Raw genomic sequence first — 14621 nt, forward strand, 5'->3', positions numbered from 1 at the left:
CCTAGCAGCCGTAGGTGCCCTATTCCGAGAACCTTGAACTCTAATCCTGTATTTCGAGGTTGTGGGTATAAACGCACTAGCGCCATTAATGAAAGTGAGCATCACGAGAAGGATATCCGTGCTCATTAATGGCGCTAAAACAATGCATATCAACATAAAGCCAAAGATAAAACACCTTAGCAACAAATATCCAATCTAATGCTTATATTAGGGTTTTATTATATACCCTGACCTTTACCCTAAGTAAATATCTACTCACATTTAACTAATATCTATTCGACTAAGTATTCGTTTTACATACAGCAGATAAGGGGGTAACCTTGCCTACCCAAAAAACACAACTGAATGGACATTCAATTTCTGTCCATGATAAACCGTTGGGTAGCACAGCTGGCCAACTTAAAGCACATAAGTAAGGTGTATTTAACGTGACACAAAAAACACATAGCATTAAAACAATTCTCACCTTTATTATTCCGTCACTGATTGGCTTACTACTGTTTATGACGCCTATCAATATTGAAGGTTCGATTACCATTCCAATTGCCATTATCTCAAAAGCATTGCAAAGCCAAATGGGCAGCTCGATCCAGCTTATTGTTACCTGCATCGTTGTATTAATGGCATTAGCCTCGTTGCTCACGAGGCTCATTAATCCTAAATTCGTGCGTAAAAGCACTTTTTTACGCACTTTGCTGAAAGTGAATTTATTTTGGTTAGCCATACGAATATTAGGCGCAATCTTTATCGTGATGGTTTATTTGCAAGTGGGACCAGAAGCAATTATTTCATCGGCAACCGGTGGCTTAGTACTGAATGATTTAGTGCCTGTACTGTTTTCAGTATTCATCTTTGCTGGCATGTTATTACCACTATTACTCAATTTTGGTTTATTGGAATTTTTTGGCACTTTATTGACTAAAGTGATGCGTCCCATATTCAATTTACCCGGACGCAGTGCCATTGACTGTATGGCCTCTTGGCTAGGTGACGGCAGTGTGGGTATTTTAATGACCACCAAACAATACGAAACTCGTTTTTATACCGCGCGCGAAGCTGCTGTTATTGGCACAACCTTCTCTGCGGTGTCGATAACCTTTAGCCTAGTGGTCATATCACAAGTCAAACTTGAACACCTTTTTGTCCCGTTTTATCTCACTGTGTGTTTAGCCGGTTTTGTTGCAGCAATCATAGTACCTAAATTACCTCCGCTGTCATGGAAAAAAGATAATTACATCGATGATACCCCTCGCCATGAAGATGACGAAACCATCCCAGCCAGTCATGGGGTATTTTCGTGGGGATTTGAACAAGCAATGCAACGCGCCTCTAAGGCCGGTGGGATAAAGCATGTGCTAACTGAAGGGGTTAAAAACGTTGTTGATATGATATTTGGGGTGATCCCTGTTGTTATGGGTATTGGTACCGTCGCATTGGTGTTAGCTGAACATACCCCTCTTTTTAACTACTTAGGGATGCCATTTATTCCACTATTAGAGCTGCTGCAAATCCCTGAAGCCACCGCAGCGTCGAAAACGATTGTGGTGGGATTTGCCGATATGTTTATTCCCTCCATTTTAGCCAGCTCTATTGAGTCAGACTTAACCCGTTTTGTTATTGCCGCATTATCGGTCACTCAGCTTATTTATATGAGCGAGGTAGGTGCTCTTTTGATTGGTAGTAAAATCCCAGTTAACTTTTTTGAGCTATTCGTTATCTTTATTTTAAGAACCTTAGTGACGCTTCCTATTATTGCATTAATGGGCCATTTACTGGTGTAGTTGAAGCAAGAGAACTTAATAACTCAATATAAAAAAGGAGCACAACGTGCTCCTTTTTTATGCTAAATATTCTCTGCGTAATCAACAAAAATCAAGTATGCTTGAAAGATAAACATTGACTCAGTGTAATAGCGGTACTGATAAATAAGGGTAAACCATGGACAACAGGCGTAAATTTTCTCGTATATTATTTGATGCCAGTGCTTATATCGCACAAACAGAACAAACTTGGCGAACTAAGATTTTAGATTTAAGTCTCAATGGCGCATTAGTTGAGCTACCGCTAGGATATACCGGTCAACTCAATAGCATCTTAACTCTCGAATTTATGTTACCTGATTCTGATATCGAACTAAAAATGCAAGCCGCCATTGTGCATAAAACACCTGAGCACCTTGGCTTAAAATGTACTCATATCGATGTTGAAAGTATTACTCACCTTCGCCGAATTATTGAACTGAATATGGGTGATGCAGAATTATTAAATCGTGAAATTACGTCTTTAATCACTCCTGTACCTTAAAAATTGACCGATAATCATTGTCAGTTAACATGCCAAAAGGGTAAGTCAATGACCTACCCTGTTAATCGCAAGTTCCAGCGCTATCAATCGAGGGTTATTTAATTAGTTCAAGTAACTCATGGATAGTTTTAACGGGGATAATTTTTGCGCCAAGCCCTTCCATGGTTTTATGATAATTACGAAATGGAATAAAAATTTCCGTAAACCCATGCTGCGCAGCTTCCTTTACCCTCGGCACACCACTATCAATTGGGCGCACATCGCCGTTTAAGCTCAACTCCCCCATGATGCAAGTCGTTCTAGGCACGACAAAGTCATTTAAACTGCTCAATAATGCGGTTACAAGCGCTAAGTCGATACAGGTTTCTGACTCATCAATTTTCAAACCGCCCACTATATTAAAAAACGTATCATGGAATATCTTAGTTTTAGTATGTTTACGTAAAATACCAGTTAACATCTTAATTCGATTCATGTTTAATCCAACACACACGCGTTGTGGGAACTCTGATTCAGTTTCCGTGGTTAAACATTGTATTTCTAACAGTAAGTTACGGTTACCTTTACGTATACAAGTAATAGTCGAACCCGGTGAGTCAGTGGTCGAGCCTGATAGGAATATTTCGCTTGGGTTATCAACGCTGAGCATGCCGCGCTCACTCATGCGGAATATACCCACGGTATCAACATCGCCAAAACGGTTTTTATTGGCGCGCAAAGTCCGAATTTGACCGTCATTGGTATCAATATGTAACAATGCATCGACGATATGCACTAAGGTTTGCGGGCCGGCAATTTCGTTATTTTTATTCACATGAGCAATAATAAACATAGTGACATTATTTTTTTTACAATATTGGGTAAAGGCCTGTGCCGCTGTTTTAACTTGTGAGGGTGACCCTGGGCTACCATTTGCCGCATCAGTAACCACAGCTTGAATAGAATCAATCACGGCAAACTTAATTTGCTTAGCGTCTAGCTCCTCAATAATGGCTTCTACGCTGGTTTCAGACAGCAGATACAAGTTATCTTCGTTGTAATTAAGCTTTAAACGATTAACCCGGTTTTTAAACTGAGATAATGACTCTTCAGCCGTACAGTACAATGAAGCCATTGATTGCGACATTCGCGCGACCAAATCAGATAACAGGGTTGTTTTACCCGCACCAGGATCACCTGAAATAATATTCACCGACCCTGTTGTTAAGCCACCGCTTAATACTCGGTCCAACTCCCCTATCTGAGTCAGTCTTTTTTCGGCGTCCTCTGACTCAACTTCACTGAGTTTTTTCGAGCCGCCGCCGACTCCACCCGCATACCCGAGTACCGATGAGCGTGACGTTGAACTCTTTGATGCTGATAATTTCATTTCGACCAAAGAATTCCACGCACCACAACGACACTGCCCCTGCCAACGCGGATAATCTTGGCCACAATCGTCACAAACAAATGTCATTTTTGGAGCTTTAGCCATGTTAATTCCCATGTTGTAAATCAATTAAATACATTACGATTCAACTTATTCAGTCCCAGCCCTAATAAATAATCGCTATTAAGACACTATTTTTACTACTTATACTTATCATCAACAACAAGGAAAAATGGCTGCTTAAACAACTCAAACCTATAACAACAATAACAAGGATATTTAGCCAGAGCGTTGCCAACGGTTACAATCTTGTCCACACACGATATAAATAAGCGATAAGTGAGTAGCAAGTTGCACTTGTTATTAGTTACTTGTTACTTGTTACTTGTTACTTGAACCCAGCGTGACTAAGCGTTAGATCAATGCCACGTTATCATTAATACACTAGGTTAATATTAATGGCGGATCAATTACCCACAATATCATTTCAGCATACTTCTCGAACATCACTGAAATATATATTACTATAAAGATCAGCAATTTCTTGCCGATAAAGATATCAGCCAGACTCACCATAAGCATTTGAAACGACATAATAATGAGTTTAGACAATCACAGTGCATTAATTGAACAACTCAAACCACTGTTCATGGAACCTGATTTTCAGGACGTGTTCGAACAGTTAACTTTTGACGAATCTAATTCAACCCGTTTTCTTTTGAAAATGGAGTTAAACCGTATCTCATCTTTATGCACCCGAATTATTGATTTGCGTCATAAAACGGAACTGCCCTGTGAAGAAGTCATCGTCGCCAATCAAAAGCACTTTCTAGACGCACCCGCTAAAGAAGCCTTGTTACAAGCACTGCCGTTATACCGTAACAAATATACCCTAGGGGTATATGAGCACGTTATACAAACCCATAAATCACGGCGCATTAAGCTAAGAGAAAATGGCCCAGTCGAGATTGTTAACCAAGAAAATCCATTTCTTGTACCTGGAGTCGTACTCGGCAGCTACTTTAATCGCTGCGAAGAACGCATGAATTATAGCATTCGGATTATGGTTTCTCAGCAAGGAATAACTGAAGTTAATGGCGTTACCCTTGATTTATCCGTCGGCGGTGCCCGCATTAAGTTGCCATTAAAACATCACTTAGACCAAGACAAGCCATTACGGGTAAAGCTACTAGAACTCGGTGATGAATTTTACCTAGAAGATTTACAGCAAGGCGTTGATTATCAAATAGTCGATATTCAAAATAAAGATGATAGTGCTATCTTTAGACTGAAAAGACTTGGCGGCGCAGAGGCATTAGATAACGTGCTATCCAAGCTTATCCGCAGCTATAAATTTCGTTATAAAGTGGATGTCAACGACGTCATTGTAACGGCGACAGGATTGGGTTATGAACGTCACTACTTGCCGCTATTAACGCATTTACCGCTGTTTGCTTCTATTATTGACGGCAAGCCAGAGATAACCCACCAATTGCTGGGTAGAGGTAACCAACCGATCCAACATTATTTTCAAGATGAAAATAAAATCAGTCAGTTGCCTAGTTTAATTAATAGCAAGCGCTTAAGCCAACTTATCAAATACCCAAGCAATAGCGATTATTGCTACCTCTTCAGTTTTACCCATAAGACTAACGGTAAATTATATTTTTATTCTGCTAACTTAGCAGAGCTTAAAGCGACCAAAAATATCCATTTATTTCTAGGCTTTGCCTCAGCAAAAGCCAGTTGGCGAGTGTTTAAAATTATCACCCAGCCGATTGATCACAGTAAAAACTACAAAACATCTACCTTACCGGGTGATGATGCACGATATGCTGCCCTAACAGAGCAACAATTATCTCAATTTAGCCATACTTTACAATTAATTGATTTAACTAATAAAGATGCTCGTAAAGACTATCAATCTTGGTCTGTTCAATCCGATGTTAATGGCCTAAAGATTTTTGCTCAAGCTAAAGTTAACCAAAACAATATCAAAAAAGTATCCATGCCATTTAGTGAACGGCGCCATGAGGCTCGATTCGTGTTTAAAACCTTAGTGACGATCGAACAAGGTGGTAAACAGGTTACAGGCATCTCTCATGATATTTCGAGCAGAGGTTTACAGCTGACTTTAGAACAATCAACTAACTTTACTGAACCTGGTGCCGTGTCATTGTCATTTCCACGTCTTCAAGCCGCAGCTGGCAAGGCCAATTTAACCCATTTACCTTATCAATTAATTCGTAGCAGGATGAATGGATTGACCTTGCATTTAAGTGCCACCATTGGTCATTCACCGCACGAAGGCGTCGAGTTTTTAAATAAACTCATTGCCCACAATAAACAAAAACTCGAACAATTATCAGATAATGAAGGTCAACAAAAAGAATTGGCCGATGGCATGAAAAACCTTGTTATGCGTCAGTTACCTGGGGTACCTTACTTTATCGAAAAAACAGTAAAAGCCGCAAAAATGGCTTATATAGGTATCGGCACGACAACCGACGAAATCAGCCATCTATTTGCCCAAGACAGTGACAAAGTGCTGCAGTACAATTTACTGCCACTATTGGACAACAATGTATTAAAACAACAGATTATAGATCCTCTCAAATTGATGAAACCGAATCACGAAATGGGCTTTTTTGAGGTGTTTATGCAACTCACTCGCCATCCTAGAGGTGCAGTGCAGATCCAATGTAAGCTCAAATCTGAACTGGGTAACAACGCGCAACAGATTCAATTTATTACCCAGAGTAAAAAAGTCGGTCGCTTTATGGCATTAAGAGTGTATGTAGGAGCAACAGACAAGCCCGATATGAGCTATATTAGACGCGAGCTAGAATATATCCACATTCATGCTCACCACCGAGCAAAGCAGTTGGAAGAACAATTGTGGAAAGTTATCGGTTCAGGTGAATTATTGGATATTACCACTGAAGTTGAAATCCGTTTCCCGAGTGTAATGACGCTTGCTTAACCAATCTTTAACTCACTTCAACTCGGCTTAAGATCTGGGATAAATAAACCACAATAAGAGTATTTGACCTATTTAATATCGAACTTGAGATTTGTTTTGCTAACAAGGCGCATCGAGCTAGCCTATTGCAAGTTAATATAACGCAGTGAGCGGGACAAAGGATTGTTTGATAACCGTTTATTATCCCGAACTAAGGTTAACTAACCTGACAATGATAAATACCATTGTTTAATTTGTACAAAGTGATCTTGCTCGGCTTGTCGATCAGTCAACATCCCCGCATGATCATAGTCCAATAAATTGCCCTTTTCTTTGGCGAGCAAAGTGTACTTAACCTGGCTAAAACCGCATTCATCTATCATATCGCGCACATCGGATGGATTGCCTAAAACATGATCGTTTTTACCAGCGATAAACCATGCTGGCGGCCACACTGCTTTTGCTGCCGCTTGGGCATAATGAAAATTATCGTCATGATCAATCCAATCACCCCTGACCCAATCAATGGTTTGTAATAATGATGCACTGCTCTCATTATCCATGCCGACGCGAAATCGACTGGCGTCAAAATAGCCTTGCCTGGCAATGCAAAATGGCGCAAACCGATTCCAGAAAAAATCGACCATCAACCATTTTTTAAGTGATCTCACCTTGATAGTACGTTTACAACCAAAGGTGAGTAACGAGGCAACGCTTGACTGTAAATGAGTATACCGAGCCAAGCTGCTCGCCATTAATACCCCGCCCCATGAATGGGCACACCAATGCACTTTATTAACTAAAGGATGACGCTGTAAAATAAACTGTTGCACCAATGGCAATTGTTCACGGATCACCTCACCTTGACCCAAAGTAAAGTCGCGATGAATTTTAGGCTCACTTAACCCTCGCCCCGCGGTATCCATCACATAAATATCAAAGCCAGCTTTAGCTAAAAAACAGCCTAAACCACGGCCTGAGTCACTATAAAACACCCGTCCATTAGACATAGCACCATGCAGCATCAAAATAGGCACCCCAAGAGCCGTTGGCGTAGTATGACGAATGTGTCGCAGATGCAATTGGCCATTACGGTAAGGGATAAACAGTGAGTCTTGTTGGATATCTGTTGTCAAAATAGGCAGTTATGTTAGTAATAATGAATCTCAAACTAACACTACTGCCGTGAAACACAACTAGAATAGCGTCTTCATTCTAGTGGTAACCTTAATGCTTATCCTGAGCTAAGATGATGTAATACCATTTATCAGTATGTACACTGCACCAACGACCTACCCGCTACGCCTGTAATAAAAACACTAACGCGCGTAAATCAACATGGTGTCTTGTATTAGCACATCTGCAGCGGCAATTAATGTAGGCTTGCCATTCATCAGAATGTACACTGCGCCAACGACCTACCCGCTACGCCTGTAATAAAAACACTAACGCGCGTAAATCAACATGGTGTCTTGTATTAGCACATCTGCAGCGGCAATTAATGTAGGCTTGCCATTCATCAGAATGCACACTGCGCCAACTGCCTACCCGCTACGCCTGTAATAAAAACACTAACGCACGTAAATCAACAGCTTGCCTTATATTAGCACATCTGCAGCGGCAATTAATGTAGGCTTGCCATTCATCAGAATGTGCACTGCGCCAACGACCTACCCGCTACGCCTGTAATAAAAACACTAACGCGCGTAAATCAACATGGTGTATTGACACATCTGCAGCGGCAATTAATGTAGGCTTGCCATGAAATGCCACACCTAAATCGGCAGCTTGGATCATCGCAATGTCATTGGCACCATCACCAATCGCCACTCGTTGCCCTGATGCAATGGCCCATTGTTCGGCGCACTGACTAACCACTTTCGCCTTAAATTGAGCATCAACAACTTGACCAGTCACTTCGCCACTGAGCTTGCCATCCACAATAACCAGTTCGTTGGCAAACGCGGCATCCAGACCCAGTAATGTTTTTAAATAGCTCACAAAGGGTGTAAAACCACCGGATGCGACCACCAATTTCCATTGATGCGATTTTAGCTCGGCTAACATGGCTTCAAGACCGGGCATTAACGGTAACGTATCGCACAGTTCTTGAATAATGGCAGCATCGGCACCAGCAAGCTTACTGACCCGTAGCCTTAAAGACTGCTCAAAATCTAACTCACCACGCATTGCGCTTGCCGTGACTGCGGCAACGCCTTCACCAACACCGGCCATGGCAGCGAGTTCGTCAATACATTCAATGTCAATGGCTGTAGAGTCCATATCCATCACTAACAAACCCGGTTGATTTAGGCGTGCTAAAGGTTGTTGAATAAGTACAATTTCAGCGGCTATGTTCTGTGGAAATGATGCAATCCATTTATCATTTACTGTTTGAGTCGACAGTTCAAAACCTAATAAATCATTCTGCCTGACTAGCTTTGCGATATGAGCATCGGATGAAATTAACGATAACCAAGATTCAATCTCAGTTGAGCATTCAACACTAAAAATAATCCGACAACGATACGGAAAATAAGATTGTAAGCTCAGTAAATAATCAGATTCTTGATAACGATATAATACACGTCCTAGATGTTGATATTTATCACAAATATCTGAAAACAAGAAATTTAGTAAGACATTGTCACGTTGTTCCAGCATCAATATGGCCTCTTAGTATGTTACGACTATCTACTGACAAATTTTTCGATTAATATAGCTTTTTGATGATTCTGTGTAATGGGACCGGCACTTAATGGCTGCTCGACAAAAACAGCCTCAAGACAGCTTCCAATTAAATAGAAAAAACACTAAGGATTAAAGTGATTTTTGTTAAAGGTCTTAAGAAAAGACAAAAATTCAGCAGGATTGTGCAAATCATAGTGGCAATAGCGCTGATCTTCGGTCTGATGTACTTGTGGCAATCGAGTTTACGTAATGGTCAAAAATTACTAAATTCACAAACAAAAGTGATGGCAAGATTGTTAGCACAGCAAGCCGCTAATGGTGCCGCTCCGGCGATGTTTCTGCAAAATGATGAACAACTGCAATGGTTAGCATCAGCACTGGCTGCAGATCCCAAAGTGATGTCGGTCAATATCTATAATTCGCAAGGTGTCAGGTTAGCCTTTGCCCAAAGCGTATCTTATGAAAGCTTAGAAGCGGACTCAGAGGCGTTAAAAGGCTTATTAAAGCCGTATCCTCCTTTAATTGAAAACGTCATTCAAGATGATAACAATTTAGGCTATGTCGAAGTGCGTTTAAATCTGGATATCTTTTTTGACGAAATTAAAATCTTGCATGAACAGAATATGGAATTACAGCAAATGATGTTGATCGTAGCGGGCTTCATTGGCTTATTACTTTCACGGGCTTTATCATTTAAACGAGCAGATTTTGATCGCCGAAGGACTCGGGTCAAATTACATAAAAAAACCAAAAAAATATCGTTGACTCCCCAGCCGACTTCCGAAGCCGATACCGATAAAAACCAGTAATCTACAAAACAAAAATGGGCACTAATCAGTGCCCATTTTATTATGTACAGTAAAAAATGTACCGTAAAGATTAGAACGTTAACGCTGCATCTAACGTCATAATAATCATGTCGCTGAATGTTGTTTGACGCTCATCAGATGTGGTTTTCTCACCAGTACGGATATGGTCTGATACTGTCGCAACACATAAGGCTTTAGCGCCTAACTCATGTGCAACACCATATAAACCAGCGGCTTCCATTTCGACGCCTAAAATGCCCATTTTCTCCATAACATCAAACATTTGTGGATCTGGAGTGTAGAATAAATCAGCTGAAAATACATTACCAACACGGACTTTAGTGCCATGTGCTTTAGCAGAGTCAACCACTGCACTTAATAAACTGTAATCAGCAATTGCGGCAAAGTCATTATCTTTAAAGCGTAAACGGTTCACTCTAGAATCAGTACAAGCACCCATACCAATAATCACGTCGCGTACTTTTACGTCAGTGCTAATCGCACCACAAGTACCAACACGGATTAGGTTCTTAACACCGTAGTCTTTGATTAACTCGTGTGCATAGATAGAGCAAGATGGAATGCCCATACCTGACCCCATAACAGAAATACGTTTACCTTTATAAGTACCGGTAAAACCTAGCATGTTACGAACGTCAGTGACTTGTTCAACATTTTCTAAAAATGTTTCAGCTATATATTTCGCACGAAGTGGATCGCCAGGAAATAAAACTGTCTCAGCAAATGCGCCTTCTACTGCATTAATGTGTGGTGTAGCCATTTGTATAACCCCTATATTTATATATTATTTAGTATTGCTTAATTATGTTTACAGTTTAGCAAAACCATTGAACTTTAAATAGAACCGTCGTTTGCAATTATGGCTAATTAATAAAAGATTCACCATAATCCATTGGTTCTAGTTCAAAATAACTCGCAATAGACTGACCAATATCAGCAAAAGACTGACGACGCCCCAATGAACCCGCAGGTAAACCTGCACCATAGGCTAATACAGGAACACGCTCACGAGTGTGTTCAGTGCCAACCCAAGTAGGATCGCAGCCGTGATCAGCAGTGAAAACCACTAAATCGTCAGGTTGCAAAATCGCTAACAGTTCGGGTAAACGCGAATCGAAATACTCAAGTGCTTTAGCATAACCAGCGGTATCACGGCGGTGGCCATAATGAGAGTCAAAATCAACAAAATTAGTAAATACTATGGTGTTATCACCAGCACGGTTAATTTGCGTTAATGTTTGATCAAATAATTCTTCAAGCCCGGTGGCTTTAAACTGCTGAGTAATACCACTGTGAGCATATATATCAGAAATCTTACCGATACTCACCACGTCACCGCCAGCGTCTTTAAGCTTATCTAATACGGTTGGCGCAGGGGGCAATACTGCATAATCATGACGGTTACCAGTACGCACAAAATCAGCAGCGCCAGTTCCGACAAACGGACGTGCAATCACACGGCCAATGTTATAAGGCTCTAACTCTTCGCGGGCGATTTTGCACAAGTTGTATAAGTTTTCTAAACCAAAGCTTTCTTCATGACAAGCGATTTGGAAAACAGAGTCTGCAGAAGTATAGAAAATAGGCTTGCCTGTTTTCATGTGCTCTTCGCCTAACTCTTCTAGAATTTTAGTACCCGATGCATGGCTGTTGCCTAGAAAATCTTCTAAACCAGCACGCTCAAGAATTTTATCAGTTAACTCTTTTGGGAATGAGTTGGTCAAATCACTAAAATAGCCCCATTCATAGAGAACAGGAACACCGGCCATTTCCCAGTGCCCACTTGGGGTATCTTTACCTGAACTTAATTCGTCTGCATGGCCATAAGCACCAATGATCTCGACATTATCATCAAATCCTGCAGCAAACTGACCCGTGCTTTCAAAACCAGCATGGCCTAAGCCTAAGCGAGCAAGATTAGGCAACTTCAATGGCCCTTGACGGCCGATATCCGCTTTACCTTCTGCACAAGCTTGAGCGATGTGACCAAAAGTATCTGAGCCAACATCACCAAACTTATCGGCATCAGTAGCAGCTCCAACTCCAAAAGAGTCGAGCATTAAGATAAAAGTACGTTTCATTATGTCTTTCCTTTATAAATCTGAAGCGCGAATATAACGATAAATTTCAGGCGTCTTCTCAGGCGCGCTATCGCCAATAATAACCGCTTGCTGAATAGCCGCGGCAGCTTCTGCAAACGCATCTTCAGATTGAGCATGGATCATCGCTAACGGGATATCTTTGTTAACTGCCTGACCGAGTGCGCATACTTGAGTTAATCCAACACTATAATCCAGTGTATCTCCTGGTTTGCGACGTCCGCCACCTAAGGTCACAACCGCTAAACCAAGTTCTCGTGTATCCATTTTGTAAGCAAAGCCAGAGGTATTGGCATAGACAGGGCGAATAATCTTCGCGTGAGGTAAATACTTATCGTATGACTCAACAAAATCTGTTGGGCCACCTAAACCCGCCACCATTTTAGCAAATGCCTCTGCCGCTTTACCATTGTCTAATACAGCATTAAGCTTATTACGTGCTTCGGCTTCGTTGTGTGCTATACCACCTAAAACAAGCATTTCTGCACATAAACCCATGGTGACCGCATATAAACGAGGGTTACGATATTGACCTGTTAAAAAGTTAATCGCCTCACGCACTTCAACCGCATTACCTGCGCAAGAAGCCAATACCTGATTCATGTCGGTCAGCAATGCAGTTGTTTTTGTGCCAGCACCATTAGCTACCGCAGTAATACTACGAGCTAATTCTTCAGATGCCTCGTAGGTTGGCATAAATGCGCCACTGCCTACTTTGACATCCATTGCGAGCGCATCTAAACCTGCGGCTAATTTTTTAGATAAAATTGAGGCGGTGATAAGTGAAATAGATTCAACCGTTGCGGTATTATCGCGGATTGAATAAAAACGTTTATCGGCAGGAACAAGATCGCCCGTTTGGCCAATAATGGCCACACCAGCATCTTTTACCACTTTGCGGAATAATTCACTTGACGGTTCTGTTTGATAACCTGGAATAGCATCAAATTTATCTAGCGTACCGCCAGTATGACCTAGGCCACGCCCCGAAATCATCGGCACATAACCACCACAAGCCGCCGCCATAGGGCCAAGCATTAGGCTTATGACATCGCCTACACCACCGGTACTATGTTTATCAATAATAGGGCCATCAAGGCCGAGTGAATCCCAATTTAATACGGCTCCGGAATCACGCATTGCTATCGTTAATGCAATACGTTCGTCCATATTCATATCTTTGAAGTACACCGCCATGCCGAACGCAGCAATTTGGCCTTCAGAAACCGTGTTATGGGTGATGCCATCAACAAAAAATTGAATTTCTGCAGTACTTAGTGCATCGCCGTTACGTTTTTTACGGATAATCTCTTGAGCAAGAAACATATTGAGTCCCTATTAGGCAATCCAACACCTTTAGGATCGCCATTAATATCTGGAATGTCATCAATTGATGACGCTTTGCATAACGATAATTCATCATCCAAAGTGGCTATTAGCGCATCTTACGAATTAGTAGCCTGAAGTAGGCGTAGGCGCTTCAGTCAATTCGAGCGTATGCAACAAGCTATTTAATAAGCTAGATGCACCAAAACGGAATGTCTGAGGACTGACCCAATCTGCACCTAAAATACGCTCGGCTAAGGCTAAAAACTCTGCCGTTTTCGCTGCATCTCGCACGCCGCCAGCAGGCTTAAACCCAACCTGACGGTTTTTCTCGCTGATGACGGTTAACATAATTTCAGCAGCTTCAAGCGTGGCATTAACCGCGACTTTTCCGGTCGAAGTTTTGATGAAATTAGCACCTGCATCAATCGCTAATTCAGAGGCTTTACGGATAAGTGCTGGATCTTTTAACTCACCAGATTCGATAATAACTTTTAACAAGACATCATCACCACACTCTTCTTTACACGCTTTAACCAGTTCAAAGCCAACCGTCTCATTGCCTGCCATTAAAGCACGGTATGGGAACACAACATCAACTTCATCAGCGCCATAGGCAATGGCAGCGCGAGTTTCTAATACCGCTATAGCGATATCATCATTACCGTGTGGGAAGTTGGTCACTGTAGCAATCTTAATGTCTTCACAATCAAGTTCATTAAGTGTTTTACGTGCAATAGGAATAAAGCGAGGATAAATACAAATCGCCGCAGTATTACCCGCTGGAGACTTGGCTTTGTGGCATAAATCGATCACTTTTTGATCGGTATCATCGTCATTTAACGTGGTTAAATCCATTAATGAAATACCGCGTGACGCCGCTTTTTTTAAATCAGTCATAATTGCTCTCCGAAACGAAAAATCAAAGTCGATAATTTTTTTTCAGGCAACACTATGTAGCTGGCATATTATTATAATTATGGCCGGGCCTTCAGTATTGCCAGTAAATCTAGGTGATATTTACTAACCTAAGTATTCAA

At 41.3% G+C, this 14621-nt stretch carries 11 protein-coding genes; 4 read left to right on the top strand and 7 right to left on the bottom strand.

Features of this window, described 5'->3' with window-relative positions; translation table 11 throughout:
- Positions 1 to 428 precede the first annotated feature (428 nt).
- Positions 429 to 1781 (top strand): YjiH family protein, encoded by a 1353-nt coding sequence (locus CXF80_RS08680; protein WP_101032496.1) that lies wholly within the window; start codon positions 429 to 431, stop codon positions 1779 to 1781.
- A gap of 157 nt (positions 1782 to 1938) precedes the next feature.
- Positions 1939 to 2304: a PilZ domain-containing protein gene (locus tag CXF80_RS08685; protein WP_101032497.1), complete on the top strand. Its 366-nt coding sequence runs from the start codon at positions 1939 to 1941 to the stop codon at positions 2302 to 2304.
- A 94-nt stretch (positions 2305 to 2398) separates the two neighbouring features.
- Here CXF80_RS08685 and radA read toward each other — a convergent pair whose 3' ends face one another.
- Positions 2399 to 3778 carry a DNA repair protein RadA gene (gene radA, locus CXF80_RS08690; RefSeq protein WP_101032498.1) on the bottom strand — a complete coding sequence of 460 codons (1380 nt, stop codon included), beginning with the start codon at positions 3776 to 3778 and terminating at the stop codon, positions 2399 to 2401.
- Between the two features lie 493 nt (positions 3779 to 4271).
- Between radA and CXF80_RS08695 the strand changes: the two genes are divergently transcribed.
- On the top strand, positions 4272 to 6656 hold the full coding sequence (locus tag CXF80_RS08695; RefSeq protein ID WP_101032499.1) for a PilZ domain-containing protein: 2385 nt from the start codon (positions 4272 to 4274) through the stop codon (positions 6654 to 6656).
- A gap of 200 nt (positions 6657 to 6856) precedes the next feature.
- Here CXF80_RS08695 and CXF80_RS08700 read toward each other — a convergent pair whose 3' ends face one another.
- A complete protein-coding gene (locus CXF80_RS08700) occupies positions 6857 to 7771 on the bottom strand; it encodes an alpha/beta fold hydrolase (RefSeq protein WP_101032500.1) in 915 nt (304 codons plus the stop codon).
- A gap of 541 nt (positions 7772 to 8312) precedes the next feature.
- Positions 8313 to 9299, bottom strand: a complete 987-nt coding sequence (gene serB / locus CXF80_RS08705; protein WP_101032501.1) for a phosphoserine phosphatase SerB — start codon at positions 9297 to 9299, stop codon at positions 8313 to 8315.
- Between the two features lie 161 nt (positions 9300 to 9460).
- Between serB and CXF80_RS08710 the strand changes: the two genes are divergently transcribed.
- Positions 9461 to 10135: an AhpA/YtjB family protein gene (locus CXF80_RS08710; protein WP_101032502.1), complete on the top strand. Its 675-nt coding sequence runs from the start codon at positions 9461 to 9463 to the stop codon at positions 10133 to 10135.
- 70 nt (positions 10136 to 10205) lie between these two features.
- Here the strand turns inward: CXF80_RS08710 and deoD are convergent, their stop codons facing one another.
- The 4 genes from deoD to deoC form a co-directional block, all read right to left on the bottom strand.
- Positions 10206 to 10916 (bottom strand): purine-nucleoside phosphorylase, encoded by a 711-nt coding sequence (deoD, locus tag CXF80_RS08715; protein ID WP_101032503.1) that lies wholly within the window; start codon positions 10914 to 10916, stop codon positions 10206 to 10208.
- A 103-nt stretch (positions 10917 to 11019) separates the two neighbouring features.
- A complete protein-coding gene (locus CXF80_RS08720; RefSeq protein ID WP_101032504.1) occupies positions 11020 to 12237 on the bottom strand; it encodes a phosphopentomutase in 1218 nt (405 codons plus the stop codon).
- Positions 12238 to 12249: 12 nt separating this feature from the next.
- Positions 12250 to 13581 carry a thymidine phosphorylase gene (deoA, locus tag CXF80_RS08725; protein WP_101032505.1) on the bottom strand — a complete coding sequence of 444 codons (1332 nt, stop codon included), beginning with the start codon at positions 13579 to 13581 and terminating at the stop codon, positions 12250 to 12252.
- A 126-nt stretch (positions 13582 to 13707) separates the two neighbouring features.
- The gene (gene deoC, locus CXF80_RS08730; protein WP_101032506.1) at positions 13708 to 14481 is read right to left on the bottom strand and encodes a deoxyribose-phosphate aldolase; all 774 of its coding nucleotides are present in this window, start codon (positions 14479 to 14481) and stop codon (positions 13708 to 13710) included.
- Positions 14482 to 14621 lie beyond the last annotated feature (140 nt).

It is taken from the genome of Shewanella sp. Actino-trap-3, from assembly GCF_002836275.1.
Lineage (GTDB): Bacteria > Pseudomonadota > Gammaproteobacteria > Enterobacterales > Shewanellaceae > Shewanella > Shewanella psychromarinicola.